General features: G+C 62.5%; 22 protein-coding genes. 13 read left to right on the top strand and 9 right to left on the bottom strand.

The genetic code is table 11. The features are described 5' to 3' along the window. Positions 1–59: 59 nt before the first annotated feature. The 6 genes from PM3016_RS32045 to PM3016_RS32020 all read right to left on the bottom strand — a co-directional run bounded on the left by PM3016_RS32045 (position 60) and on the right by PM3016_RS32020 (position 6965). The gene (locus PM3016_RS32045; protein ID WP_013920603.1) at positions 60–1184 is read right to left on the bottom strand and encodes a GNAT family N-acetyltransferase; all 1125 of its coding nucleotides are present in this window, start codon (positions 1182–1184) and stop codon (positions 60–62) included. 44 nt (positions 1185–1228) lie between these two features. Further along, positions 1229–1693 carry a RidA family protein gene (locus PM3016_RS32040; protein WP_013920602.1) on the bottom strand — a complete coding sequence of 155 codons (465 nt, stop codon included), beginning with the start codon at positions 1691–1693 and terminating at the stop codon, positions 1229–1231. A 236-nt stretch (positions 1694–1929) separates the two neighbouring features. Next, positions 1930–3534 (bottom strand): N-acyl-D-amino-acid deacylase family protein, encoded by a 1605-nt coding sequence (locus PM3016_RS32035; RefSeq protein WP_013920601.1) that lies wholly within the window; start codon positions 3532–3534, stop codon positions 1930–1932. A 727-nt stretch (positions 3535–4261) separates the two neighbouring features. Continuing rightward, on the bottom strand, positions 4262–5428 hold the full coding sequence (locus PM3016_RS32030) for an alanine racemase (RefSeq protein WP_013920600.1): 1167 nt from the start codon (positions 5426–5428) through the stop codon (positions 4262–4264). Positions 5429–5430: 2 nt separating this feature from the next. Next, positions 5431–6135: a helix-turn-helix transcriptional regulator gene (locus tag PM3016_RS32025; protein WP_014372248.1), complete on the bottom strand. Its 705-nt coding sequence runs from the start codon at positions 6133–6135 to the stop codon at positions 5431–5433. Positions 6136–6596: 461 nt separating this feature from the next. Continuing rightward, positions 6597–6965: a hypothetical protein gene (locus PM3016_RS32020; protein WP_016362989.1), complete on the bottom strand. Its 369-nt coding sequence runs from the start codon at positions 6963–6965 to the stop codon at positions 6597–6599. A 73-nt stretch (positions 6966–7038) separates the two neighbouring features. Between PM3016_RS32020 and PM3016_RS32015 the strand changes: the two genes are divergently transcribed. The 8 genes from PM3016_RS32015 to PM3016_RS31980 all read left to right on the top strand — a co-directional run bounded on the left by PM3016_RS32015 (position 7039) and on the right by PM3016_RS31980 (position 16907). Then, positions 7039–8832, top strand: coding sequence for a cache domain-containing sensor histidine kinase (locus PM3016_RS32015; RefSeq protein WP_014372247.1), 1794 nt, complete (start codon positions 7039–7041; stop codon positions 8830–8832). Beyond that, positions 8829–10391, top strand: a complete 1563-nt coding sequence (locus tag PM3016_RS32010) for a response regulator (RefSeq protein WP_014372246.1) — start codon at positions 8829–8831, stop codon at positions 10389–10391. Before PM3016_RS32015 ends, PM3016_RS32010 begins: the two co-directional genes overlap by 4 nt. Before the next feature lie 211 nt (positions 10392–10602). Further along, entirely contained in the window at positions 10603–11946 is a 1344-nt protein-coding gene (locus PM3016_RS32005) for an extracellular solute-binding protein (RefSeq protein ID WP_014372245.1), read from the top strand. A 131-nt stretch (positions 11947–12077) separates the two neighbouring features. Continuing rightward, positions 12078–12953 (top strand): carbohydrate ABC transporter permease, encoded by an 876-nt coding sequence (locus PM3016_RS32000; protein WP_014372244.1) that lies wholly within the window; start codon positions 12078–12080, stop codon positions 12951–12953. 25 nt (positions 12954–12978) lie between these two features. Then, on the top strand, positions 12979–13854 hold the full coding sequence (locus PM3016_RS31995; RefSeq protein ID WP_013920591.1) for a carbohydrate ABC transporter permease: 876 nt from the start codon (positions 12979–12981) through the stop codon (positions 13852–13854). 83 nt (positions 13855–13937) lie between these two features. After that, a complete protein-coding gene (locus tag PM3016_RS31990; protein ID WP_014372243.1) occupies positions 13938–14996 on the top strand; it encodes a Gfo/Idh/MocA family protein in 1059 nt (352 codons plus the stop codon). Between the two features lie 162 nt (positions 14997–15158). Continuing rightward, on the top strand, positions 15159–16043 hold the full coding sequence (locus tag PM3016_RS31985) for a sugar phosphate isomerase/epimerase family protein (RefSeq protein ID WP_014372242.1): 885 nt from the start codon (positions 15159–15161) through the stop codon (positions 16041–16043). A gap of 18 nt (positions 16044–16061) precedes the next feature. Further along, a complete protein-coding gene (locus PM3016_RS31980; protein ID WP_014372241.1) occupies positions 16062–16907 on the top strand; it encodes a sugar phosphate isomerase/epimerase family protein in 846 nt (281 codons plus the stop codon). A gap of 91 nt (positions 16908–16998) precedes the next feature. Here the strand turns inward: PM3016_RS31980 and PM3016_RS31975 are convergent, their stop codons facing one another. Beyond that, the gene (locus PM3016_RS31975; protein WP_014372240.1) at positions 16999–17844 is read right to left on the bottom strand and encodes a carbonic anhydrase; all 846 of its coding nucleotides are present in this window, start codon (positions 17842–17844) and stop codon (positions 16999–17001) included. A 284-nt stretch (positions 17845–18128) separates the two neighbouring features. Further along, the gene (locus PM3016_RS31970; RefSeq protein ID WP_013920586.1) at positions 18129–18602 is read right to left on the bottom strand and encodes a ribonuclease H-like YkuK family protein; all 474 of its coding nucleotides are present in this window, start codon (positions 18600–18602) and stop codon (positions 18129–18131) included. A 668-nt stretch (positions 18603–19270) separates the two neighbouring features. On the opposite strand from PM3016_RS31970, the gene PM3016_RS31965 reads away from it, so the two are divergent. The 4 genes from PM3016_RS31965 (at position 19271) to PM3016_RS31950 (ending at position 23609) form a co-directional block, all read left to right on the top strand. Then, positions 19271–19744, top strand: coding sequence for a hypothetical protein (locus PM3016_RS31965; protein WP_014652738.1), 474 nt, complete (start codon positions 19271–19273; stop codon positions 19742–19744). A gap of 37 nt (positions 19745–19781) precedes the next feature. Then, a complete protein-coding gene (locus PM3016_RS31960) occupies positions 19782–20480 on the top strand; it encodes an AIM24 family protein (protein ID WP_014372237.1) in 699 nt (232 codons plus the stop codon). Positions 20481–20610: 130 nt separating this feature from the next. Then, positions 20611–22503 carry an MHYT domain-containing protein gene (locus PM3016_RS31955; protein WP_014372236.1) on the top strand — a complete coding sequence of 631 codons (1893 nt, stop codon included), beginning with the start codon at positions 20611–20613 and terminating at the stop codon, positions 22501–22503. A gap of 221 nt (positions 22504–22724) precedes the next feature. Next, positions 22725–23609, top strand: coding sequence for a metal-dependent hydrolase (locus tag PM3016_RS31950; RefSeq protein WP_013920581.1), 885 nt, complete (start codon positions 22725–22727; stop codon positions 23607–23609). Positions 23610–23832: 223 nt separating this feature from the next. Here PM3016_RS31950 and PM3016_RS31945 read toward each other — a convergent pair whose 3' ends face one another. Next, positions 23833–25296 carry a CAP-associated domain-containing protein gene (locus tag PM3016_RS31945; protein WP_014372235.1) on the bottom strand — a complete coding sequence of 488 codons (1464 nt, stop codon included), beginning with the start codon at positions 25294–25296 and terminating at the stop codon, positions 23833–23835. Positions 25297–25650: 354 nt separating this feature from the next. Between PM3016_RS31945 and PM3016_RS31940 the strand changes: the two genes are divergently transcribed. Beyond that, positions 25651–26379: an amino acid ABC transporter ATP-binding protein gene (locus tag PM3016_RS31940; protein ID WP_014372234.1), complete on the top strand. Its 729-nt coding sequence runs from the start codon at positions 25651–25653 to the stop codon at positions 26377–26379. The last annotated feature ends 17 nt before the right edge of the window (positions 26380–26396 follow it).

Here is a 26396-nt window from a genome sequence, read left to right as displayed (position 1 = left end):
AAGACGAGAAAAAAGCCGGTAACGATGTACCAGCTTTCTAAAATAATGATATGTTGAGATCAAATGTAGTTCAAGCCATTGGCATGCGGGAGCGGCAGCGCCGGAACCGGCAGGCTGCGGGCCTGCGTTCCGTCGGCTCCCAGGTCGAACAGCTCCCGGACCAGCTCGCCCGGGGAGAGCTTCAATTCCGCTCCACCTTCGCCCGGGAGGACATACTGCCCGTCAGCTCCCAGGCGTAGGGGAGGCAGCGGCGTCTCTCCCCAAAACGGGCCGGCCTGCTCCAGCAGGCGCTGAGCGTTCACCAGGTAGAGCGTGCCCCCGTTCGTACCGCTCTCGGACGGCAGACCTGCTTCGCGGAGCAGGGCAAGCAGCGCTCTTTCATGCCAGGCGGCGGTGACGCTGAGCGAAGGGAGGCCGAAGCGCTCCAATGCTTCCGCGAGCAGCAGGGCGACCGCCTCGGGTTCGCCGCCCCACTCGACGGCGAACGGGGCTTTGCGGCCGGCAGCAGCCGTGCCGGGCACGGCGAAGACCGCGTAAGCGGCAAGCGAGCCGTCCCCCCTCCGCGCCGTCAGCGTGCGGTGCACGAGCTTGAAGCAGCCGGCGTAAGCCTCGGCGGCGAGCAGCCGGGGCAGGTCGGTGACGCTCTGCTCGTAGGCGACGCTTCGCTCTTCCGCCAGCCGGTGCACGGCCGGGAGGTCGGCGGGCTCCAGGCCGCTGATGCGGAGGCCTTCTGTGCGAGGGCGATGCTTCAGCCGGTCGGCGGCTGAAGCATCCAGTGCGAAGCGCTCCGTGCGCCCGTACGGATAGCAGTGGGCCCGGGTGTAGAGGGAGCGGTCGCCCGAGATGAGGATCAGGGCGGCGCCGGCGGCATCCGCGTGGGCTTTGCACAAGTCAAGCAGTCGGCTGCCGATGCCCTGCCCGCGGGCCTCCTGGTGGGTGCAGACGGCCCCCATCGAGAAGATGCGCAGACGGGCGGGCCCGACCCGCACGACGGCGGGGGCGAGTCCCATGAACGCGGCAAGCTTTCCTTCGTCGGTGAAGGCGCCGTAGGAGTGGCTGATGCCGGGCGAGAACAGATCCGGGAAGGCCTCGCCCATCGACGATTGCTCCCCGTCCCGGAAGATGCTGTCGGCGAGCCGGGTGGCTTCGGCGAGCTCGTGCGGCTGCATAAGACGCAGATTCATTGCGGTGTCCTCCTTAGGTAGGTTTTTATAAGGCCGCTTGGCGGTCAGTCCCGGATCTCCGCGATGACTTCGATTTCCACCGGCGTATGAAAAGGCAGCTCGCTGGTGCCGATCGCCGACCGGGCATGCTTGCCCCTCTCGCCGAACACTTCCACGAGCAGGTCGGACGCGCCGTTCATAACGTAAGGCTGATCCGCGAAGCCCGGAGCCGAGTTGACGAAGCCGAGCAGCTTCACGATGCGCTCGACCCGGTCCAGGTCGCCAAGGTAGCCCTTCATGACCGCCAGGCAGTTGATGATCGTTTGGCGAGCTGCGGCCTGCCCTTGTTCGATCGTGACCTCCCGGCCGAGCTTGCCGCTGTACATCAGTTCGCCGTCGATCCGGCAGTCCTGGCCGGAGAGATAGATGAGATTTCCGGTGCGGCTGCAGGGGATATAAGTGAAGCGCGGTTCGGGGGATGGCGGCAGCATAATGCCGAGCTCTTGCAGACGCTGTTCGATTTTGGACACGGTGAAGCACCTCCGGGGGATGGTTTGGACGAGATCCTGGGAATGCATGCAGGGTACTACAGTTCATAAAAAATTAGGATGATAAGCCATCAAGGCGGCAAACGAATTCGGAATGCGGAAGCGTTTAGAGCCGTAAGTAATCAGGCACCCGAAGAGTACAGGGAGTTAAAAGGCCGGGTGCTTAAAGATTGGATCTTTATGACCTTGCTCACAGAATGGGCCGGGGCGGCACCCACTTAATGAGAACAGCAGGAGACTGCGCGGATCAGACTGCCGGCCCGCGCGCGGGTGTGCGCCCCGTCCTGAAGCGTGGGGCTTCCGCCGACAAGCACGTGCGAGATGCCGGCGGGAAACTGCCGGGGGTCCTGGTAGGTTGCCCGGTCCTGGATCGTCTCGGGGTCGAACACGGTAATATCGGCGGCGTATCCGGGGACGAGCAGCCCGCGTTTGCCGAGCTTGAACCGCTGGACAGGAAAGGAGGTGACTTTGCGGACCGCCTGCTCCAGCGAGAGCGCCCGCTCCTCCCGCACATACTTGGCGAACAGGCGGGGGAAGGTGCCGTACAGCCTCGGATGCGGCTTGCCCGTCTCGCAGGTGAGGCTGTCGGAGGCGATCAGGGACTTGTCATACCGCACCACTTCCCGCACGTCGTCGTCGGACATATGGAAGTAGACGATGGAGATGCGGCCCTCCTCCTCCAGCAGCAGGTCCATCATCGCATCGGCCGGAGGGAGGCCCCGTGCCGCTGCGATGTCAGCGATGGAGCGGCCCTCGAGAGCTCGGCCGGCTTCCGTGTGCATGGCCGAGATGACGACGCTGTCCCAGCCGGTAGAGCAGACCAGATTGTCCCAGTCTTCCTGTTCCTCCGTCAGTTCTTCACGTATGCGCTTTCTCATTGCCGGGTCGCGGAACGTTTCGAGCGCCCCCTCAATACCGCGCTCCAGCACCCACGGCGGCAGGACGGTCGTCAGTGTCGTGGAGCCGGCGGCGTAAGGGTACACGTCGCATGTGACATCAAGCCCGCGGGCCCGCGCGTTCTCGATCTCCTCGACCGCTTCCAGCACCTGCCCCCAGCTGCGGCGGCCGGCGGCTTTAAGGTGCGAGATATGCAGCGGCACGCCGGCCTTCTCGGCGATCCAGATGACCTCGCGCACCGAGGGAAGCAGCGAACTCCCTTCGCCGCGGATGTGCGTGGAGAACAGTCCGCCGTAGCGCGGCAGTACGGAGCACAGCTCGGCGAGCTCCTCCTTCGACGTGTAGCTGCCGGGTGCATACAGCAGGCCGATCGACAGGCCGATCGCTCCCGCCTGCATGCCCTCGGCGAGCAGCTGCTTCATGCGCTCGAGCTCGTGCGGCGCCGCCGGGCGGTTATCGAAGCCCATGACGGCGATGCGCAGCGCCCCGTGGGCGGCATAGGTCGCGACGTGGCTGGACGGGCCGCAGCGGGCGAGGGTGTCCATGTAGCCGGGGAGTGTCTCCCACGGCCAGGCCCAATCCGTGCGGCCGAGCACCGGCTGCACGTAGCTCTGCAGCAGTTCGGCGCGCTCCGGTACCAGCGGGGCGGGGGCGAGCCCGCAGTTGCCGACGACCTCGGCGGTGACGCCCTGCGAGAGCTTGATCTCGCTGTGCGGATGGTCGAGCAGCATCAGGTCGGAGTGGCAGTGGCCGTCGATGAAGCCGGGCGCGATCACCTGGCGGTGCACGTCGACTACACTGCGGGCCTCCTGATCCACCCGGCCGACAGCGGCGATCCGTCCGTCCTTGATGCCGACGTCGCCGAGGAACCAGGGGTTCCCGCTGCCGTCGATGACACGTCCATTGCGAAGAATAAGGTCGAGCATGAGTGAAGCCTCCTTGGCTTGAGTCATGGGGAGCAAGGGCCTTTTTCGGTAAGGTAAGGCGCATGGGTATAAAGGAGCAGGCCGTGTTGATGCGGTAAGTGGGAAGGAATGAGATAAGCCGGATTGGGAAAAAGGAAAACCCTGCGGCTGTGCTGACATGGAGACGCTGCTGCAGAACAGTCCCTTGTGAAATACAGAAGGCCGTCCTTGTGCGAAAACATCCGCGGTCCGATGTCCGGTAGGTGCAAGTCGGCTCTGAGTATAGCTATATACTTGATGAGCGACCCGAAGAGCCAGCTTAACGAACGGCCAACCTTCGGATACGAAAAATAGCGGAACTGAGGTTCGCTAAAGGCCTTCTCCAAAGGTGACAGAGTTAAATAGAGGAACTCAGATTCTCTATTAGACCTCAGCGGGGGGCGGATAGGGCATATGGGAGCAGATAAGGCATCCTAGTTCCGTTATCGTGAGAAAAGGGGCCATTGCAGAGGCAATAGCGCATCACAGTTCCGCTATCTCAGTTCCCGACCTACACTCCGCCCCGTGATCTTGCTGTTCTGGGGAACTAGTCGGGTACGCTGATAAGGAGCTGGCCGCCAGCTCAGCCGGGCGTCCGGCACCGTGCAGCAGGAGGGGAGAAGCATCCCGGCTGCCATCCTAGCTCCCACTGCACTCACAGCTTGATTCTAACCTGCTGCCGCCGACCGTCTCGCTCTGCCCGTACTGGCTATTCCAGCATCCCGCGGGCCAACACGGGCTGGGGAGTATAGCGGCCGTCCGTCCCGCGGAACCAGACCTGGTTATGCAGGTTGACCGTGCTGCAGATGTGGTTAGGCACCAGATGCAGCACATCGCCTACCGCCAGCCCGGAAGCCTGGGCGTCAGGACCGAGGCGCAGCATGCCGTGCTCTTCGGTGAGGCGCTCGAGTACGGCGTCCGGCAGCTCGGTGGACCAGCCGAAGCCCTGCAGGAGCAGCGGCGCCGTGTTCGGCTGCACGTCGGTGGCGAACGTCTTGCTGCCGCCGTCGATGATGGCCAGATCCGGCGCCGGGCGGCTGACGACCGTGACGCGCACGCGCCCGGCGCAGTCGTCCAGGGAGCACACGCCGAGACGGGCCTGCATCCGGTCCTGGTACACGTAGGTGCCGGGCCGGATCTCGGTCACGCCGGGCACGGCGGCCGCGAATGCGGCGGTCGGCGTGGAGCCGACGCTGACGTCTGCGACGGGCACACCCGCTTCGCGCAGCCGCTGCGCCAGGTCCGCCATCAGGCGCCCCTCCTGCTTCCCGGCTGCTGCAAGATCAAGCGTCGGCGCTCCGTCGAGCAGCGCCCCGCGGAAGGTGTAGATGCCGGTGAGCGACAGCCCCGGCATCGCCGCGATCTTCTCGGCCAGCGCGGGTGCATCGTCGTAAGGGACGCCGGTGCGGCGCAGCCCCGTATCGATCTCGAGGCGTACGGCCAGCGGGGCGCCGCCATGAGTCACGGCCGCTTCGGACAGCCGGACTGCGCCCTCCAGCGAGTCGACGGCGAGAATCAGCTCCGCCTGCTCATGCAGCGCCAGAGCCCGTCGGATTTTGCCCGGGGTCACCAACGGGTAGGCAATGAAGATGCTTCGGATGCCGTGGGCCGCCATCACTTCGGCTTCGGATACCTTGGCGACGGTGATGCCGGACGCACCGGCCTCGAGCTGGAGCCGGGCGACCGAAGGGAGCTTGTGCGTCTTGGCATGCGGCCTCAGAGCTACCCCTAGGCGGCGCGCGGTATCCGCCATGGAGGCAATGTTGCGCTCCATGACCTCCGTATCGATGAGGAGGCAGGGGGTCTCGAGCTCACTTTTATCCAGAGCACTCCCGCTGGGGATTTCTTGATCAGAGAGCCCCAATTCAGCATTCATGGTTAGTCCTCCTTTGTGTCCTCGGCGGGCTTGGTTTCCGCCTTGGCTTCCAATTTGGCTTCCAATTTAGCTTCCAATTTAGCTTCTTCGAGATAGTTATAGAGCGTATACTTCGAAATATTGAGGTAGGCGCAGATTTTCTCGCCGCCCTTCTTGATGAGGAAGGCCCCTTTGCGGTCGAGCAGGGCGATCATGCGCATCTTATCCTCCTTGGTCATGAGGGCGACGGGCCGGCCGACATCCTCCTGCGCCTCCTGGATGAGCGCATCGAGCAGATCGCTCACGTTGCTGACGAACGATTCCTTCACCTCCGGCTGAAGATTGGCCGCTGTGAGCGAGTGGAGGGTCCGCTCCGCAACCATAAGGTCCGTGATGTCAAAATTAATGCAGAGCGCCCCGACCGTCCGCCCCTCGGCATTCTTCATGTACATCGAGGTCGAACGGAGCATCCGTCCGTCCTTGGTCTGGGTCACGTAGTTGAACCGGTTGCCGTCGACCTGGCTGCCGCGCAGCAGCTCCAGGCCGAGATTCGTTCCCGGATCGCCGACCTTGCGGCCGGTGATGTGGCCATTCTCGATAGCGACGATCGTGCTCTCGTAAGAGCCCGTCAAGTCGTGCAGCACCACCTCGCAGTTCTCCCCGAATTGGGCGGCAATGCCCTTTACCAGCACTGACAAAAAATCAAATTCATCCCGTATGGACTCCATTCGTCCGCAAAACTCCTTTTTTCGCTGTTCCCAAATCATGGGCTGCTTTATGAGATCGATGGTAGCATATTCCAAGCGAATTTCAAACAAAAAGTTTGTTGCGCTAAAAAAAAGTCTGTTTGGCCCAATAAACAGTGTGCTAGTATAAAGGCAAGGGGGGCTGGGTAACAACGGAATCCGGGGGCTCGATCCTGTCTTAGCTGGTCAGGCCAGTGCTCTGTGTAACGGGGCGTACGCTTGCCCGGCAGCAGTGACCCTGCCGCCAGCCAGCCTGAGAATAGCAGTCTTCCAGATGCGCTGCACGCGGGGCCGCCTTATACGTGCTTCCTGACGAGGCGCACTTCGGTGCCGGACCAGACTGCGCTCAGCCATTAGCTGTCTGCCGCATATTTTTTCCCGGCGGCTACCCTGTACCGCTCCCTATTCATTTCAACCAAACTGGCTCCCAATGCTGCCGTGCATCAGTCCCAGGCTGACCACACCATGCCCTTCATCCACCACACCGGGCGCAGCATACCCGCCGTACCGTCGCAGCAGCACGGCCGTCCCGGCAGCGCAGCATACCCGCCGCACCGTCGCAGCAGCCCCGCCGTCCCGGCGCGCAGCATACCCGCCGTACCGTCGCAGCAGCACGGCCGTCCCGGCAGCGCAGCATACCCGCCGTACCGTCGCAGCAGCACGGCCGTCCCGTCAGCGCAGCATACCCGCCGCACCGTCGCAGCAGCACTGCCGTCCCGGCAGCGCAGCTTATCCGCCGTGCCGGCCTCGCAGCAGCACTGCCGCCCTTGCCTCGCTGTTGCCGTCCCGGCAGCGCAGCTGCTCCATCGCATCGCTTCCGCACTTCCACCTGCCTCACCGCCGCATTCCTTAACGACCAAACCAATCAACGGGGTGAATCACCGCATGACACGCTGGCTCGCCAAGTCGCTCAAACGCAAGCTGATCCTGCTCCTGCTTCCGGCCATCCTGCTTCCCCTGCTGCTGACGGGGGCGCTCCTGTACCGCATGGCGGCGAACGCCGCCGAAGAGAAAGCGAAGGGGGCGGGGATGAACACGCTGCGCCAGATCGCCGGCAAGCTGGAGTTCGTCGTGCAGGATCTCGAGAACATGTCCCTGTTCCTCATCGGCCAGAGGGATATCCAGCTGTACCTCGACAACGGGGAGGAGGATATCTCACGCTATACGCTCAATGTCGGGTTTTTGACCAACCTGGCTTTCTCCAAAAAGTACATCGCCGACATCACGGTCGAGCCGGCTTCGGGCATACCGCCGCTGACGACCACGACCAAGCGGAGCACCGGTCTGCCGGAGGTGCTGCTTCGACACGAGGAGACGTACCGCCAGAGCGTCCGCTGGTGGTCCCCGCTGTACGAGAACCGCACGCCCGAAGGGACGAAGCGCGTGTTCTCACTGGTGCGGCCGATCCGCAGCTTCAACGATTTCCGGACGCTCGGCACACTGTCCATCGCCGTGGACGAAGCGGAGATCCGCACGTACCTCACCGGGTCCGGCTGGGAGGCTGAGGGCCGGGTGCTGATGCTGGACGAGAAAGGGCAGGTGCTATCGGCCGCCGACCCGGCGTGGCCCGGCCGTCCGCTGGCGGAACTCTACCCCGGGATCGGGCAGCTGGCCGGCAGCAGCGGCATCGCCCACTACGGGGAGGGCGAGGGGCGGCAGACGGTGCTCTACCACACGCTGCCGGGGATCGGCTGGAAGCTGGTGGGCTTCCTGCCGACCCGCATCTACACCGCCCAAAGCGGGTATATCCTCGCGGTCACGGCAGGGGCTGTGCTGCTCGGCCTCCTGCTGGCGGCTGGGCTCGTGCTGGTCTTCACGGACCGGGTGACCCGTCCGCTGACCCGGCTGGCGCACAACCTGAAGGGCCTGAACCCGGATGAGCCGATGCCGCTTTACGAGGTCAAGAGCAGCGACGAGGTCGGGCTGCTGCTGCACAGCTACAACAAGCTCAGCGACCGGATTCAGCGGCTGAAGGAGCAGGTGCAGCAGGAGGAAGCGAGGAAAAAGGAGGCGGATCTGCAGGCGCTGCAGGCGCAGATTCATCCCCATTTTCTGTACAACACGCTCTCTTCGATCCATTGGACCGCCCTGATGAACAAGGACCGGCAGACGTCGGAGATGGTCGGCGCGCTGAGCGACTTTCTCCGCTTCTCGCTGAACGGGGGAGAGGAGTACTGTCCTCTGCAGCAGGAGGTCGAGCATGCCCGCAATTATGCGTACATCCAGGCGATCCGCTTCCCGGGCCAGTTCGAGATCGAGTTCTACATCGACCCGTCGCTGAGCCCCCAGCCGGTCCTGAAGCTGCTCCTGCAGCCCCTCATCGAGAACGCGCTCGTACACGGGATCCAGAAGCTGGGCCGCTGCGGCTCGATCTATATCCACGTGCGGCGGCAGGGGGACAGCGCAGTGTTCGCCGTGGAGGATACGGGGGCCGGCATCCCGGAGGAGCGACTGAGGGAGCTGCGCAGCGAGCTGACGGGAGGGGAGGCCGGGAAGGCCGCCGTCCCGGCGCCTGCCGCCCTGAAGCATACCAAGAAAACCAGCGGCTACGGTCTGCGCAATGTGCACCAGCGGCTGCTGCTGCACTACGGACGCGGGGCCGGGCTCGGCATCGACAGCGCTCCGCAGCAGGGAACGCGCATCACGTTCACCATACCTATCGAGGAGGCAACCGCATGAGGCTCATGATCGTGGACGACGAAGACATTATCCGCCGGGGGCTGAGCACGGTGATCGACTGGACGGAGATCGGCCTGACGCTGCTCCCCCCGGCCGCTTCGGCCGATGAGGCGCTGGAGCGCATCCCGGAGGAGAAGCCGCATGTGCTCTTCACCGATATCCGGATGCCGGGCATGGACGGCATCGAGCTGGCGGGCCGGGTACGGGAACTGCTCCCGGGCACGGAGACCGTCATCCTCACAGGCTACGACGACTTCGGCTATGCCCGGGAGGCGCTGCGCGAAGGCGTGTCGGATTATCTCCTGAAGACGAGCCGGCCGGAGGAGATCATCCGGGCGGCGGCCAAGGCCAAGCAGCGCGTGCTGGAGCGCTGGGAGGCGCGCAGGCAGGAATCGCTGCAGACGGCCGCCCTGCGCCATCAGCTGATCGAGCGCCTGCTCGCCCAAGGGCCCGGGACCGCCTCGGAGAGCCCGCTGCCGGCGGCGCTGCAGAGCTGGTTCCGCCGCAGCGGTCTCTGCGGCCCCGAAGGGCAGCCGGTCCCGCTGCGGGTCCTGCTCGTGCAGGCCGAGGGCTGGGGAGACGGGCCGTTCGCGGGTCTGCTGCTGGGCGCAGCGGAGAACATCCTCTACGAGCTGCTGCCCTGCGTTACGCTCCTCAAGGCGGACCGCGTCGCCGTGATCCTTCCCGCCGATGGCGCAGCCGCCGCCGGGGGCCAGGACTTGGCCCGCGCTTTGGAGCGGCTGGGCGCCACGCTGAAGTGCAGCGTCTTTGCCGCGCTCGGCGGCACCGCCGCAGACCCGGCCTGCCTGCCCGCCTCCTGCCGGGAGGCGGAGCGCGTGCTCGGCTTCCGCGAGCTGCTCGGCGGGCGGGGGCTCTTCACGCCGGAGCAGCTGAGCGGCCGCACGGGCTCGCGGACGGTGTGCTCGCAGGCGGAGGAGGCCGAGCTGGCTGCGCTGCTGGCGGGCGGCTCGGCGACCGGGCTGCGCCGCTTCGTGAGCCGGATCGTGCGGGCCGAGCTGGAGCATCCGGCAGCCACGCCGCAGTCGCTGCAGGCGTTCCTGCACTCGCTTGTGCTCTCCGGCCACCGCTGGCTCGAGCGGGCGCTGGAGGGCACACCCGCGCCCGGGTACGCCCCGCTGCCGGAGGCCGGCGGCCAGGCGGAAGAGGAGGTGTACCGGCGGCTCGCTGCGGTGATGGAACGGTTCCACGCGTCGCTCTCGGAGAGCCGGGGCGGGTATATCCCGAAGGCGGTCGCTTACATCCGGGACCACCTCGATGACCCGAACCTGTCGCTCCAGCAGGCCGCGGCCGTCGTGCATCTAAGCCCCAGCCATTTTGGCGAGGTGTTCAAGCGCGAGACCGGGCAGACCTATCTCGAGTTCGTCACGGGGGAGCGGATGCGCAGGGCGGCAGCGCTGCTGCGGGAGTCGCCGGCGAAGGTCAGCGAGGTGGCCCAGCGGGCCGGCTACGAGGATATCAAGTATTTCGGCCAGCTCTTTAAGAAGTATGCGGGGGTGACGCCGTCGGAATACCGGCAGTCGGTGCGGGAAGGGGGCTGAAGCAGGCGTTGGCCCGGGAATGTCCGAGTTGGGGGAACCCGGCTGCCGTTATTGGCAGTCACCATGCATGAATACACCGGCGAGAGTCCGGTGTTTGCCCCCTACGGTTCCGGGGTTTCTCCCGTACCCCGTCCGCCGGGGGGCCCCTATACTGAAGATAGCAAGAACGACAAGAGTCCACACGGTACTCGGGAAGAGGAGGGGCTGGAGCATGGGAAGAGTTCAGACCAAAGGATGGCCTGGGGCGGCGGCGGCCGCCATCGCGGTGTCGCTGCTGGCAGGCTGCGGCGGAGGCGGGGAAGAGAGCAGCGGGACAGCGGCAGGGACGGGGAGCCAGGCTGGAGAGAAGGTGAAGCTCTCCCTGTGGCACAACTTCACCGGAGATGACCTGCGGGCCAGGACGATGCGGGGCATCATGGACAAGTTCAAGGCGGACCATCCGGAGATCGAGCTCGATGTGCAGAGCATCCCGCCGGACGGCTACCGGGCCCGGCTGAAGACGGTGGCGGCGGCGGGCGAGATGCCGGATGTGTTCATGATGTGGCCCGGCGTGATGACCCGGGAATTCGCCGGCGGGGATCTGCTGCAGCCGATCGACGGACTGCTGGAGAGCAAAGCCGATTGGAAGAACGGCTTCCTGCCGGGCTCCTTCGATGATTTTACGATCGACGGCCGAATCTACAGCGCCCCGATGGGCCTGTCGCCGACCTCCATCCTGTATTACAACCGTACGCTGTTCGACAAATACGGGGTGCAGCCGCCGAAGACCTGGGACGATCTGCTGGCGCTGGTCGACACCTTCAAGAAGAACAAGGTGACACCGATCGCGCTCGGCAACAAGGCGGCCTGGCTGGCCCAGTCATCCATCCTGAGCTCCTTGGCGGACCGCGTGACCGGAACGGAGTGGTTCCTTAAGGCGGCGGCCCAGGACGGGGCAAAGTTTACGGACCCCGAGTTCGTGCAGGCCCTTGCCTATCTGCAGCAGCTCGGCCAGGCGGGAGCCTTCCAGGACGGCTTCAACTCCATCGACAATACCCAGATGGAGCAGATGTTCGCCCAGGGCAAAGCCGCGATGATGATCGACGGCGGCTGGGCGCTGACCTCCCTGGCGGCGAACGCCTCGAAGGAGGCGCTCGATGCGATGGACGTCACGGTGCTGCCGTCCGTACCCGGAGGCAAGGGCGACCCGAACTCGCTGTCGGGCGTGGTGGGCACCGGTCTCGGCCTCAGCAAGAAGGTCGAGGGGGCGCGCAGAGAGGCCGCTTACCAGCTCATCTACGCGATGAGCGGACCGGAGGCGCAGAAGGCGACGCTCGAGAGCAACCAGCTCGTGAGCTACAAGGCCGAGCTCGACAAGAGCAAGGTGTCGTCCCTGTTCGCCAAGGCGTATGATCTGACCGGACGGGTGGCGCGTACGCCGGTGTACGACAGCAGACTGAGCTCGGCGGCGGCGGATGTCGTCAACAACGGGCTGCAGGAGCTGCTCATGGGGGCGAAGCCGGAGGATGTGGCGAAGAAGATTCAGGAAGCCCAGGCGAAGTCGGTCGGCAAGTAGCGGACCATAGACGGAAGCGGCGCTGATTCGCCGCCATCCGGAGGGCGGTGCGCCTGCGCCGGACTCCGAAGGGAACCGGCTGCGGCGCCCGTCCATTCTTCCAGCCACGTTCATTCAAGGAGGTGCTGCCCATGACCGCAGCTGTCCGGGCCCGGGGATTCATCACAGTGGCCCTGTTTCCTGCCGTCCTTTTGTTCGCTTTCTTCGTCATCGTGCCGGTATTCTGGTCCGCTTACTACGGCTTTTTCGACTGGAAGGGAATCGGGGCGGCGAAATATATTGGATTCGACAATTACGCCGAGGTGCTGCAGGATCAGATTTTCTGGCTGGCGTTCAAGAACAACATGATCGTTGTCGCCGCCTCCGTGTTCGGTCAGGTGCCGATTGCCCTGCTGCTGGCCCTCGTGCTGACGAAGTCGACGCTCTTCCAGCGCTTCGTGCGGGCGTCGGTCTTCATGCCGATGGTCCTCTCCTCCGTCGTCATCGGCATCATATGGGGCTACATCTACCATCCGCAGATCGGGATTCTGAATTTTGTACTGGAACGGACGGGTCTTGAGCATTGGAAGATGCAGTGGCTGTCCGACCCGAAGATCTCAATGTACTCGCTGACCGTGCCGATCATCTGGAATTATATCGGTCCATACATGCTGATGTTCATTGCCGCGCTCCAAAATATTTCCCCGGAAATTGACGATGCCGCGCGAATCGATGGTGTCGGACCTGCGCGAAAGCTGATCTCGGTCAAGCTGCCGATGATCTGGGATACGGTGAAGGTGGCGGTCGTGCTCTGCATCTCGGGCAGCCTGAAAGCCTTCGACCTCATCTACGTCATGACGGGAGGGGGGCCGGCCCATTCGACAGAGCTGCTCGCCTCTTACATGTACAACAATACGTTCAACGTCTTCCGCTTCGGCTACGGCAGCGCGGTGTCGACGGCCATTATCGTGCTCAGCCTCGTGCTGATCGCGGGCAGCCAGTTTCTCATGAAGCGGGACTACCGCTAATAAGCTACGAAAAGGGGAGATCCGGATGGAAGGCTCACTCTCTCTGGGGAGCGGCGCAAGGGGCAGAGGACCGGTTCTGCGCCGCAGGTTCGGAGAGCTGGTCATTCGGCTGGCTCTCGCGCTGTATGCCCTGGTTACGCTGTATCCGCTGATCTGGCTGTTCCTCAGCGCCTTCAAGACGAACGACGAATTCCACTCGAAGCCGTTCGGCCTTCCCGGACAGTGGTCATTCGACAACTTCGGCCGGGCCTGGGAGGTGTCGGCGATGGGGACGTCGATCGTGAACTCGCTGCTCGTTACGGTGCTGGCTCTGGTGCTGACGCTGGTCTTCGGAGCCCTGGCCGCTTTCGCGCTGGCGCGGTTCGAGTTCCGGCTGAAAGGGTTCTGGATGGGGCTATTCCTGCTCGGGATGCTCATTCCGGTGCACAGCACGCTCGTGCCGCTGTTTATTCTTATGAAAAAAACGAACCTGCTCGACACCTACGCCGCGCTCGTGCTGCCGTATGCCGCCTTCGAGCTGCCCCTGGCGGTGTTCGTCATCGCTGCCTTCCTGACGTCGATCCCGAAGGAGATCGAGGAGGCGGCGCTGATCGACGGAACGGGGTACTGGGGCATCTTCCTGCGGATGATGCTGCCCCTCTCGCTGCCGGCGCTGTCGACCGTGGCGATCCTCGGGTTCCTGCGGTTCTGGAACGACTTCGCCTTCGCGCTCGTCTTCATCTCGAAGCCCGCGCTGAAGACGGTGCCGCTCAGTCTCTCGGTGTTCGCCACAGGCTATTCGACAGATTACAAGCTGACGATGGCAGCGCTTTCGATTGCCGTCCTGCCTACGATTCTCGCCTTCCTCCTGTTCCAGGAGCAGATCATGAAGGGGATGACCGCCGGGGCCGTCAAGGGCTAAATTCGGACACGGGAGAGGGCACTTTTTTGCAATTAACAGGGTTGGAGGATTGTGGTAGTCTACAGGGGAAAGGGGAGAGGGCTGTGAGCAAAGTACGGATCGGGGTCATCGGAGCGGGTTCCATCTCCGAGGCGCATCTCAGCGCTTATGTGCAGAATCCGCATGTCGAATTGGCGGCCGTCTGCGATCAAAAAGGGGACCGGGCCAGGGCCGCTGCGGACCGCTTCCAAGCGAAGCGGGTGTACACGGATTACCGCGAGCTGCTGGCCGACAAGGACATCGACGCCGTCAGCATCTGTACGTGGAACGATACCCACGGGGAGATCTCTATTGCGGCGCTCGAAGCCGGCAAGCATGTGCTCTGCGAGAAGCCGCTGTGCACGAGTGTGGAGCAGGCGCTGGAGGTGGAGGCGGCGGTCCGCCGGACGGGCAGGCTGCTGCAGGTCGGCTTCGTCAGGCGGTACGGGACGAACACGAAGGTGCTCCGGCGCTTCATCGATGCGGGGGACCTCGGGGAGATCTACTATGCGAAGGCTTCGTATCTGCGCAGGCTCGGCAACCCCGGGGGGTGGTTCGCGGACCGCGAACGCTCGGGCGGCGGGCCGCTGCTCGACATCGGCGTGCACGTGATCGACTTGTGCTGGTATCTCATGGGCCGGCCGAAGGTGAAGTCGGTGACGGGGAACGTGTACACGAAGCTCGGCAACCGTTCGAATGTCGGGAACCTGAGCTTCTACCAGGCAGCCGATTACGATGCGGCACTGAACACGGTAGAGGATATGGCGAACGCGCTGATCCGCTTCGAGAACGGAGCGTCACTGATGGTCGATGTGTCGTTCACCCTGCACGCGAAGCAGGACGAAGTGACGGTGAAGCTGTACGGCGACCGGGGCGGAGCGGAAGTGGAGCCGGAGCTCTGCATCGTGACCGAGAAGCACGACACGATCCTGAACGTGTCACCGCAGATCGATGAGCGGACCTTCGATTTCATGGGCGGCTTCCGCAGCGAGATCGACTACTTCGTGGAATGCTGCCTCGGCCGGGCGGAGCTCATCGCGCCGGTAGAGGATGGCGTCGAGCTGACCAAGATCGTCAGCGCGATCTACGAGTCGGCGGCGAAGGGCCGGGAAGTGGTCTTTTAAGCGGAGGGAGAGCAGGATATCCGTACTTGGTTCCTTATCGCCAACGGATCTTTAGCGGTGTAAAGTATCGGGTCCGCTGCCTTTTTCATTCGAGAGGCAGTCCATCCCGCAAGGATGAAAGTACAATCTACCCCCCGGCAGGGGCGAGGGAGGCGGCTTCGGATGACAGGCAGGCTTACGAACAAAATCGGCGTGATTGTCGACAGCTTCGGTATAGGCGTACGGGAAGGTTTGAAAAAAGCGCACGAGGTCGGAGCCGAAGGCGTGCAGATCTACGCGGTCTCCGGGGAGATGGACCCGGCGAATCTTTCGGCGCAGGACCGCCGCGAGCTGCGCAGCTATATCGCATCGCTGGGCCTCGAGATCTCCGCGCTGTGCGGAGACCTCGCCGGGCACGGCTTCCAGGACGCGGGGGCGAATCCGGCCAAGGTCGAGAAGTCGAAGCGTATTCTGGACCTGGCTCTTGATCTCGGCACGAAGGTCGTGACGACGCATATCGGCATCGTGCCGCATGAGGAAGCGGACCCCGCGGTCTATCACAGCATGCAGACCGCGTGTGAGGAGCTCGGGCAGTATGCGACGAAGTGCGGTGCTTATTTTGCCATCGAGACGGGACCGGAGCCGGCGGCGCACCTGAAGGCGTTCCTGGATACGCTGAGTACGAAAGGCGTGTCGGTCAATTTTGACCCGGCCAACATGGTGATGGTGACGGGAGACGATCCCGTGCAGGGCGTCTATCTGCTCAAGGATTATATTGTACATACGCATGTGAAGGACGGCATCCGGTACAGAGAGATCGATCCCCGGCAGGTGTACGGCGCGCTCGGCTATGAAGGCATGGACCACGAGAAGATCGCGGAGATGGTCGCCTCCGGCGAGTTCTTCCGGGAGGTGCCGCTCGGGGAGGGGCGCGTGCCGTTCGATGCTTATTTCGCGGCGCTGCAGGACATCGGGTATGAAGGGTACCTGACGATCGAGCGGGAAGTGGGGGACCGGCCGGAAGCCGACATCCGGAAGGCCGTCGAGTTTATCCGGGGATACCGGTAGAAGAGAGGAGTGTCCGATATGAACATGGCACTGAGCATCTGGAGCTGTCACACTTACCTTCAGAACGGGCAGTGGACGAACGCGGACTTTATCCGCTTTGTGGCGCAGGAGACGAAGGCCGCGGGCGTGGAGCTGCTGACGTATTTCTGGAAGGGGGAGGAGCTGGAGGAGGTCCGGAAGGCCTTGGCGGAAACCCGGATCCAGGTGGCTGCGGTAGGCGCCTCCAATAATTTCTCGCACCCGGACCCGCAGCGGCGCCGGGCGGAGGTGGATGAGATCCTTGCTGCGGTGCATCTCGCGGAGACGTTCGGCGCGCGGATCGTGCGGGTGTTCGCCGGCGACCGGCCGCCGGAGGGATACGCCTTCGACGAAGTGAAGGCGTGGATTGTCGAAGGCCTGCGCGAAGCGGCGGCCGCGGCCGCGGAGAAGGACATCGTCCTCTGCCTGGAGAACCACGGCGTCTTCGCGGGCCAAGCCGGGCAGGTCCAGGCGATCCTGGACGAGGTTGGCTCGCCGTACCTGCGCAGCACCTTCGACACGGGGAACTTCCTGCTCGTCGGTGAAGACCCCACAGCGGCCCTGGAAGCCCTGGGCCCGCAGGTGGCGCACGTTCACTTCAAAGACTTCGTTCCCGTGGACGAAGGCTATGCAGGCCGGGCTTACACCGGCCTTACGGGCGAGCGGTTCGCCGGCCGAATCGCCGGCGAGGGCATGATCGACCTGCCGGGGCTGCTCGGCCGCCTGCATCAGGACGGCTACCGAGGCTGGCTCACGGTCGAGTACGAAGGCGACGATGAGCAGAAGCTCGGGGCGGCCGGTTCTCTCGCCAACCTGGCCCGCATCCTCGAAGGGCTGCCGGCATAACGAAAATCACCCTCCGAAGCCGCAGCAGAAGCGGACCCGGAGGGTGTTTTGGGTTTGCCGTTATTCTGGTTCCAACCGCGGGCCGAACCTCTTAGTTGCTCACGACGGTGCGCTGGTTGAGCGGCTGGACGGGGCGGTGGTTATCCGGGAAGATCGCGGCGAATGCTTCGATCTGTTCCTTGGATACTTCGATCGGGTCGGCCAGCACGATCCACTTCACGTGCTCGGAGCATGGAGGCGTCGTCAGGGAGCCCTCGTAGCGGAAAGCATGGGCCGTGGACGGAACGAGGCCCGGCAGGTCGACCGGCTGCTCCAGCTTGACATCTTCCTTCGTCTCCTGCTTCGGCAGCTTCGACCACATCTCGGCGAGGGGCTTGTTTTCTTTGCCTGCAGTCATCAGGAAGCCGACTACAGCCAGGCCGCCGTCTTTGTTCTTGTGCACAAGGTGGCCTTCCATTTCGAAGTTTTTCCCGTTGATCTGATTTTCGCTCGGGTGGTGGAAGTGCATCTGGGCGAGCGTGTAATCGGTCCCGTCTACCGTGATCGTATTGCCGTTGCCTGCAGCGGCATTGGCCTGGATCGTATGCCCGTTGTTCATCAGAGTGAAGGCGGAAGGCTGATAATGCAGCTCCACCTGAACGGCTGTCTTGTCGACCTTCGTCTGCGTCAGTTCGATGTCGACGGGCGACTGCTCCGTTCCGTTCGCACAGGCGGCGAAGGTTTGATCCAGCTCGGCCCAGTGGGCAGGACCCGTATTGCCTTCATAAGACCAATGAGCGGCATGGGTGGTTTCGGTCTTTTTTGGTGCTTCCGTCTTTGGGGCAGGGGTCTCCGCTTTGGAGGGTTCGGCAGGAGCGACGGAGTTGGCGCCGCAGGCGCTCAGGGCCAGGGCCAGCGAGGCGGACAGCAGAAGGGGAAGCCATTTTCGTTGAAGCACGAGAATCTCTCCTTTATGTCTTAATAATTTAATACTAAAAGTTTCATAACCAATACATTATCATACCGTAAACGCTTAAGAGTGTGTATATTTCGTTACAGAAACTGGGAAAGGTCCCTCCAGAGGCGCGTCTTATGCCTGTTCGCAAAACGCAGCTGTCCGTCCCGGGGAGCAGCACAAAGAACCGCCCTCCCAGGCTGTGCTCCCGGGTAAGGGCGGTTCTTTGTGCAGTGGCAGGGTTCGGAGGTCTGCGGGGAGATGGAGGGTCTCCTGCGGCCGGCCCCCTATTCGGCGAACCGGTCGGCCACGGCGCTGGCGCCGAACGACATCGGCTTGATCCGTGCCTCGTAACCGACCGAGGTGACCCAGCCGCAGATCTCCTGGATGAGCACCTTCGTGTCCCCCTGCTGGCCGATATCGATATGGATCTCGAGGGGCCAGTCCGCAAGCAGGCTGCTCATGCCTGCACGGTTGAGAATATCCACGAGCTCGAGGCTCAGCTCGGTCTCCTTATAGATCCGCGTCCGCAGGTCGTGCAGCGGGCGCGAGCTCTTTTTGCGGTAGAAGAAACGGGCTCCCTTCCCGAGACGGTGGATAATGACTGCCGTAACGAGTGTTGTCACCCGCCGCGTCGTATGGGAGTCCGTCCCGATGATGACCTTGTACTTCGCTTCCGTATCTTCCTTGACATACTCATGCAGCTGACCGATCATTTCTTCCATGGTGACGGAACCTTTCGTAGGGCTGAGAAACATCATCGTAACCAAGCTCCCTTCCGGTTGAGTGTACCGCTGATCCAAGGCATGATCCTGCACCGGCCCCCTAACGGGCCGAAGGAGGAGGAGCGGCTGATTGAAGCGTTTGACCGCCGTTATATTCTAGTTTACGCCATTGTGCATTAAAATAGTTTAAATTTCCGAAAATGTGAATTTCATCACGTTTACAAGGAATTCACAAGCGTTTTTGTGCGATGCTTACAAAATTTTAAAAATTCAGAAAAATCGGTGGTAAAATAGAGCGCTTTCATCATATAATGGGGATAGGCTAATCAGCGGCAGCCCGCTGAAGAAGGAGGCATCGCCATGGAGGGAAGATTGTCTGTAGGATTGGTTGTAGGTGTAACGCTGAGTATACCTCTATGGATGTCCATGTGGGGATGGATGCAGTTATTTGGATCCGCTTTCAACATGCTGTCAACGCTTCATATTATACCTTAAACGGCATCCTGTGAGGTGCCTGAACTTATAAGGCCGCTTTCGCCCGTCAAGGGCGAGGCGGCCTTTTCTTAGCATGTAAGAGATATCCTCGAAAGGACCCCGATATGCAGGCTCCCCCTTCCTGTTCCTTTTTGTCGAGAAAGCGGGTAATATAGTAGTATATCAAACCCGTATTGCTAGATTGACAGACGGGCCGGGGAGGGATTCGCGTGGCGGCAGAATCAGGAAGGAAGGGGCTTGCCGGCAGAGACCGGGGGCCCCGCATGATGCACCGGATCGGGCTGGCAGCCGTTCTGCTTGCTGCGCTGCTGCCTTGGCCCGCTGCCGAGGCGGGGTTTATGGACCGGGTGAAAGACATCTACGGCATGCCGGAGCGGGTGGAGGAGCTGCAGCAGCAGTACGATGACGCCCAGGAAGAGCTGGATGCATCGGTGAAGCGCTCGGAAGAGACGATCCGGAAGTTCCAGCAGACCCAGGAGCAGCTGCTTCGGGAGAATCAGGAGCTGAAAAGCCGTAATGCGCGGCTGGACGAGGCGATCGGGCAGATGGAGGCCGCCGAACGCGCCGAGGCCGAGCGTAACCGCAGAATTACACGCACCGCGCTGGCCGCGGGCGGCCTGGTCGTGCTGTATTTCGTTCTTATGCGCGTTGTGCGTCTGGCCGTATGGCGCCGTACGCGCTAGCGCGGGATCGCTCTTAGGAAGAGGAGGGGGAAGCGGTTTGCATATCGATACTGACGGCGGGGGAAGCGAGGGACAGACGGCCGCCGTCCGGCTGGATGCCGGAGAAGCCTGCCTTGTGCTGCGGCCGGATCAGATTATCGCATACCAGGGGGCGCCGCAGGGAAGGGAAGACCGTTTTCTGAATCCCTCCGGCATGTACCGCAAGAAGCTCTGGGTCGAATCCCGGTTGTCGGGTCCGGCCCGTTTTGTGCTGGGCGTCCCCCCGGGCTATTATCTGAAGACGCTGGAGCTGCAAGAGGAGAGTTCCCTGCTGTTCGATATGGAGCATGTGCTGTTTTACAGTGAGAATCTCCGCCTGCAGAGCCGGCTGCTGCATACCAAAGAAGCGTTCGTCTCCAGGGACTGGGTGCGGATGAAGTTCTCCGGCGGCGGGACACTGGGCCTCGTTTCGAGCGGTCCGCTCTGCGGGCTGACCCTGCATCCGGAGCAGCCGGTGTATGTGGATACGGGCTGTCTCGTTGCTTATCCGGAAGAAACGAAGCTGCGGCTGTGCGTCTACGGCAATACGCTGGCTTCCCAGCGCATGAACTACCAGTGGGAGATCACCGGCACGGGAAGCATCCTGGTTCAGCCGGCCGGGGAGAGGGGCCGCGGGGGCGGTCCGTTGAAGCGGGAATCCCTGCTGCGCCGCGTGCTGCGCGAGGTGCTGCCTTTCGGCAGCGTATGGATCAAGTAAGGATTCCAGCATCAGGGAATGAAGGCGATATTTAAGAAAACTGTCACATTAAGCAGGAATCGGGCTGCTTCGGTCGAAAAGAATAGGGTAAGGAATCGGGTCACAAGGGCCCGAAGATTGAGGTGATGGCATGGAACACCTGCAAGGGACGTACAGCCTTCCTCTGGTTCTCCTCTCTTTCATCATCGCAGTGTTCACCTCTTACTGCGCGGTAGAGCTATGCTGCCGCCTGTGGCAGGTGCAGGCGAGGATGAAAGCGGTACGGATTGCGCTCGGCTCCCTGACGCTGGGTCTCGGTTTTTGGTCAATGCATTTTGTGGGGCTGCTGGCACTTCGGCTGCCCATAGAAGTTCGCTATAACGCACCCTATATTTTTATTTCCATGCTCCTGCCGGTAGCGGCCGTCCTGGCCGGCTTGTCCGTGCTCACGGACGGCCATCCTTCGCGGATCAAGCTGGCGGCAGCAGGCGTGTTCATGACCCTGGCGGTCTGCGGCATGCACTATGTCGGGATGACCTCCATGATTATGCCGGCCGAGATCCGCTACGACCCTGTCATCGTCCTGGTGTCCTGCGTGTTCGCAGGAGGCGTCTCCTTCGCCTCCATCTATCTGCTGCAGCGCCGGCGGGGACGGGGAAAAGGACCTCCGGGACTGCGGGCGCGGATCGCCTCCTCGCTGCTGTTCGGCGCCCTGCTGGCGGCCATGCATTACACCGGCATGAGTGCGGCCTCGTACGAAGCTTATCCGGCGGCTCCGCTGCTGCCCGACCCTGATGCCGGCTTCAGCGAGGTCGTGCTGGCGACCTGTGTGGGAGCGGCGTCGCTGCTGCTTGTGCTGGTTGTCTCGGGCGGCCAGATGATGGACCGGCGGTTCGCCCTGCGGCTCGCGGAGCAAAGCCGTCAGCGGTACGATTCGATCTTCGAGCATAACCCGGACATGGTGTGCCTCTTCGACCTGAAGGGCCAGCTGCTTCGCGTGAATCCTGCGGCCGAGCGCATTACGGGCTACAACCGCGAGATGTTCCTGAGCCGCTCCTTCACTTCGCTGCTGAACCGCAGGGATGCCGCCCGGGTGCGCGCCTGCTTCGCCCGGGTGCTGGAGGGAACGCCCCAGACGATCGAATGCACGCTGCGGCACAGGAGCGGGCGCAAAATTCACTTGAGCACCACGATCGTCCCCATGGTGGCCGGCGGACGGATAGTGGATATTTATACGATCTCCAAGGACATTACGGAGCAGAAGGAATCGGAGCGGCTCCTGGTCCAGGCCAAGATGGAAGCGGAACGGGCCGCGAGGGTCAACAGTGAATTCCTGGCGGTCATGAGCCACGAGATCCGGACGCCGCTCAACGGGATTCTCGCGATGAGCGATCTGCTGCTGGAATCGGATCTGGAGGGAGAACCGCGGGAATACGCCAAAATCATCAATAGGAGCGGAACCGCACTGCTGTCGGTCATCGGCGACGTGCTCGACTTCTCCAAGATGGAGTACGGCACGGTCTCTCTGAAGCGGGAAGCCTTCTCTCTTCACGCCTGTATGGAGGAGAGCCTCGGCTTGTTCGCCCCGCAGACCCAGCAGCGGGAGCTGGAGCTCCGCTGCGAGTGGGATGAGCGGCTGCCGGCGCAGCTCTTCGGGGATGAAGGAAGGCTGCGCCAGGTTCTGATCAATCTGATCGGCAATGCCGTGAAGTTCACCGAGCGCGGCGAGATCCGGGTCTCCGTCCGCGAGCGGCGGCGGGAAGGGGAGCGGGTGGAGCTGGAGTTTGCGGTGCGCGATACGGGGACGGGGATCCCGGAAGAAGCGCTGCCGAACCTCTTCCAGCCCTTCTACCAGCATGCCTCCTCCGCCAAGAAGCACGGCGGTACGGGACTCGGGCTCGCGATCTCGAAGCGGATTGTGGAGCTCATGGGCGGGACGATCCGGGTGGAGTCGGTGCCCGGCGAGGGCGCCGAGTTCCTGTTCACGGTTCAGATGCAGACCGCTTCCGCTCCGGCCGCCGTCGAACTGGGCCGCAGCGGCTGACCGGAACCTGCCTGCGCCGAGGAAGACAAGTGGTTTAACGCCGTCCGGCTCCGGACGGCGTTTTTTGGCTGCAGGCTGTTTCGTATTCGGAATTCCACCATCGACATGACATCACTGGCGGCGGTTATTGTTAAGCTCCGTACATTGGCCGTGTCCCGGCGCATGAGGTATACTGGAAGATGACATCATAATGCACATTCCAGAGGGGAAACGTACGGAATATGGATACGATTACACATACGCTGTTTGGTCTGACGCTCTATGGGGCCGTGGACAAGGCCGGCATGACGAAGACGGAGCGGCGGGCGCTGCTCTTCACGACAGTGGCCGGCTCGCAGATCCCCGATATCGACGTCATCTCGTCGTGGTGGGATACGACAGGCCGGTACCAGATGTGGCACCGGGGGCTGACGCACTCGGTGTTCCTGGTGCCGGTATGGGCCGCGCTGCTGGCCGGACTCGTCCGCCTTTTCGCCAAGGTACGGGGCTGGAGCTGGTTTGTGATCGCACTGATTGCCGTTTTCATTCACGATACGAGCGACCTCTTCAATGCCTGGGGGACGGGGTATTTCGAGCCCTTCTCCACGATGCGGATCACCTTCGGCACCATCCCGATCGTCGATCTGGTCTTCTGGGCGCTGATGCTCGGCGGCTATCTCTTCGTCCGCTTCGGACGCGGCAGCCGGGTGCCGCACAAGGTCTACCGCACGGTCTGGCTCCTGATGGGACTCTATGTCGCGGCCCAGTCGGCCCAGGGGTATTCCCTGTATCAGGACGCCTCCGCGCGCTACGAGCAGGTGGCCTTGTCCGCCGATTTCGTGCCGGGTGTGTTCACCGTGATCGGCAAGCAGGGGACCACGGTCGACCTGCTCCGCGGCAGTGTGTTCACGGGCGTCAAGCCGCTCGCCACGCTGACGTCCGCGGAACCCGAGCAGGCGGACCTCGACCGCCTCTTCGAGCAGAACCCGAAGGCCCGCACCCTGTACGAATGGTCGCCGTTCGTGGTGATGGTGAACGACGAGCAGCGGATCGGCCTGTACGATCCGCGGTTTTACCGGAACGGCCAATCGTTCCTCTTTGAATATATGGAGAAGAAGGGGCTGTAACCGGCCCCGCCGACACCCGAAGCACAGACAGCGCCTCCAAGCTCTAGAGCGATTCTAGAACCCGGAGGCGCTGTCTTGTTTACCGGCCCGGCTGTGGGGCTGCCGGAATTTTTCGGTTGAGCTTCAGAGTTTCTGAGAAGGTTTCAAAAATGGCTCCTGTGGGTAAAAGTGGTTTTGGAGCCCTTGGTCCGAAACTCAGCGTATCGGGCAGTGAATCACTGGATCAGGGCGTCAGGAAGTTCTGCGTGTAGTACACGCTCATCTTCCCGCCGAAGGCCACGCCTACCCCGAGGCGGGTGATGCCGCTGAGCAGATTCTTGCGGTGGCCGGCCGAGTTCATCCAGCCGTGATGGGCATGGATGGCGCTGGTCTGGCCGGCGGCGATGTTCTCCGCGGCGCTGCTGTAGGAGAGGCCGGCCGCTTCCATCCGGTCGAACGGGCTCTGCCCGGCGGGATTCGTGTGGTCGAAGTAGCCCTTGGCGGCCATATCGGCACTGTGCGCGCGGGCGGTGCCGGCGGCACCCTCATCCCAGGCAAACGGCTGCAGCCCCAGCCGGACGCGGGCGGCATTCGCCAGGTCGAAGCTCTGCCGCTCGAAGGCACGGGCGAGCGTATCGCTGCCCTGCGGATAGAAGGACGCCAGCGCCAGCTCGGTCGAACGGTCGATGACGAGAACGCCCGTCACCTCGCCTTCCTGATGCACGTCATAGAAGAAGGTGACGTAGGCGCCCGCATCCTCATAGGTGCCGTACTCTCCTTCACCGTAGTTGTTCATGAAGCGGGTGTTGCCCTTCAGGATGTAGGAGAGGGGCTGGCCGTAGACGTTCTGGATCTCGGTTCGCGAGACGCCGTCCGTGAGTCCCTTATTCGTCGTCCAGCCGCCTGGGGCATACAGGCCGGTCACCTTGCCGCCGCTGATCCCCACCTGCACGTACCGGCTGTAATCGCCGTTGTAGATGTACCACTGCATCCCGGCGTAGCCGCTGGCATCTTTGCGGGCCGGCTGGCCGAGCTTGCTCAGCACGGAAGCTTCGCTGTCGCCAATGGCGATTCCCCGCACGGAGACGGCGGCGGCGGAGGCTTCGGGCGCAGTCCCTCCGGGAGTTGGCTGGGCGGCTTTCAGCCCGGATACGCTGCCCTTCAGGTTGCGGATGAACTGGACCGCTTCGGCCCGGGACAGCGGATCGGCCGCGGCATAGCCCTGCACGGTGGCGCTGCTCTTGCCCTGCGACAGGCCCTGGTCGAGCAGGAAGCGGATCGAATCGTTCAAGCTCAGCGCGGTGCCCTGCTGGGTGCCGGCGATAAGCCGGGCGACATGCCCGCGGTTATAGCTCTGGCGGTCGGGGCTGCCGAGCAGCGGCCAGTTCATCTTTTTCGCATAATCATAATAAGGCGTATACCAGGGCGAGCCGGACGAGGTAGAAGTCAGCTGGCTGCTCGGGTAGGCGCGCAGGAGCATCGCAAGGAATTCAGGCTCCGACACGGTCTGGTTCGGACGGAACGTGCCGTCCTCGTAGCCGTCGACGATCCCGCTGCCGACCGCCCATTTGACCGCATCGGCGCTCCAATGGTTTCTTGTATCGGAGAAGGCTGCCGGAGTGGCAGCGCAGGCAGTGGCCGCAAGGGACAGGACCGACGAGATACTCAGGACAGCGGGAAGCGCATAAGACATCCATCGTTTATTCATGGGGTTCCCTCCTTCAGGTTTCTACAGCATTCGGTTTCATTTCATGATATCGGTCCAGCAGGGCGGAGTCTATGGCAATCACACCCATCGGGACCAGGTCATAGAAAGATAGAGAGACCGGATGGAAAATTGCATTTGACACAGGGTTAAAAAGCGATATACAGTAATACTGGCAATGAAAGCGTTTGCCAACTTTATATTACCTCGGTTTTGAATTTATGAAAACGGCATTGAAAAAAAACAGGATGCCATGTATCATTGTTTTTGTAGATATATGTTATTAATAATTACTTACATATAACATATATATTACATAATAATCAGCTTGCATCGTGAGGCGTAAGGGGGAATAACATGATAAAGTTCCACGATGTGAACAAGCACTACGGCGCATTTCACGTGCTCAAGGACATTAACCTTACCATAGGTCAAGGGGAAGTGGTCGTCGTCATCGGTCCTTCGGGCTCCGGCAAGAGTACGCTGCTGCGGTGCATCAACCGTCTGGAGACGATCTCGGACGGTGAGCTCACGGTGGATGACGTGAAGATTAATGACAAGCGTACGGATATCAACCAGCTGCGCCGCAATATCGGCATGGTGTTCCAGCATTTCAACCTCTACCCGCACCGGACGGTGCTCGAGAACATCACCTTGGCACCGATGAAAGTGCTGGGGGTCTCCCGCCAGGAAGCCGAGACGACCGCGATGCATTATCTGACCAAAGTCGGGATCCCGGAGAAGGCGAAGGTGTACCCGTCCCAGCTGTCCGGCGGACAGCAGCAGCGTGTGGCCATTGCCCGCGGGCTGGCGATGAAGCCGAAGATCATGCTCTTCGACGAGCCGACGTCGGCGCTGGACCCCGAGATGATCGGTGAGGTTCTGGACGTCATGCGGGACCTGGCGAAGGAAGGGATGACGATGGTGGTCGTGACCCACGAGATGGGCTTTGCCCGCGAAGTGGCCGACCGGGTCGTATTCATGGACCAGGGACAGATTCTGGAGACTTCCGCGCCGAAGGACTTTTTCGAGAATCCGCGTGAGGAGCGGGCACGTACTTTCCTCAGCCGGCTTCTGCACCATTAATATCATAATCCGAGTAG

Origin of the sequence: Paenibacillus mucilaginosus 3016 (assembly GCF_000250655.1) — a bacterium.
Classification (GTDB): domain Bacteria; phylum Bacillota; class Bacilli; order Paenibacillales; family NBRC-103111; genus Paenibacillus_G; species Paenibacillus_G mucilaginosus.
This window is presented reverse-complemented; position numbering and strand designations above follow the sequence as displayed.

Coding starts and splice junctions, on each gene's coding strand:
- PM3016_RS32020 (WP_016362989.1), bottom strand. CDS start 6,965: ATGCGATGGAGCAGCTGCGCTGCCGGGACGGCAACAGCGAGGCAAGGG.
- PM3016_RS32015 (WP_014372247.1), top strand. CDS start 7,039: ATGACACGCTGGCTCGCCAAGTCGCTCAAACGCAAGCTGATCCTGCTC.
- PM3016_RS31945 (WP_014372235.1), bottom strand. CDS start 25,296: ATGAATAAACGATGGATGTCTTATGCGCTTCCCGCTGTCCTGAGTATC.
- PM3016_RS31985 (WP_014372242.1), top strand. CDS start 15,159: ATGACAGGCAGGCTTACGAACAAAATCGGCGTGATTGTCGACAGCTTC.
- PM3016_RS31950 (WP_013920581.1), top strand. CDS start 22,725: ATGGATACGATTACACATACGCTGTTTGGTCTGACGCTCTATGGGGCC.
- PM3016_RS32010 (WP_014372246.1), top strand. CDS start 8,829: ATGAGGCTCATGATCGTGGACGACGAAGACATTATCCGCCGGGGGCTG.
- PM3016_RS32005 (WP_014372245.1), top strand. CDS start 10,603: ATGGGAAGAGTTCAGACCAAAGGATGGCCTGGGGCGGCGGCGGCCGCC.
- PM3016_RS32030 (WP_013920600.1), bottom strand. CDS start 5,428: ATGAATGCTGAATTGGGGCTCTCTGATCAAGAAATCCCCAGCGGGAGT.
- PM3016_RS32035 (WP_013920601.1), bottom strand. CDS start 3,534: ATGCTCGACCTTATTCTTCGCAATGGACGTGTCATCGACGGCAGCGGG.
- PM3016_RS32000 (WP_014372244.1), top strand. CDS start 12,078: ATGACCGCAGCTGTCCGGGCCCGGGGATTCATCACAGTGGCCCTGTTT.
- PM3016_RS31955 (WP_014372236.1), top strand. CDS start 20,611: ATGGAACACCTGCAAGGGACGTACAGCCTTCCTCTGGTTCTCCTCTCT.
- PM3016_RS31970 (WP_013920586.1), bottom strand. CDS start 18,602: ATGATGTTTCTCAGCCCTACGAAAGGTTCCGTCACCATGGAAGAAATG.
- PM3016_RS31980 (WP_014372241.1), top strand. CDS start 16,062: ATGAACATGGCACTGAGCATCTGGAGCTGTCACACTTACCTTCAGAAC.
- PM3016_RS32025 (WP_014372248.1), bottom strand. CDS start 6,135: ATGGAGTCCATACGGGATGAATTTGATTTTTTGTCAGTGCTGGTAAAG.
- PM3016_RS31995 (WP_013920591.1), top strand. CDS start 12,979: ATGGAAGGCTCACTCTCTCTGGGGAGCGGCGCAAGGGGCAGAGGACCG.
- PM3016_RS31940 (WP_014372234.1), top strand. CDS start 25,651: ATGATAAAGTTCCACGATGTGAACAAGCACTACGGCGCATTTCACGTG.
- PM3016_RS32045 (WP_013920603.1), bottom strand. CDS start 1,184: ATGAATCTGCGTCTTATGCAGCCGCACGAGCTCGCCGAAGCCACCCGG.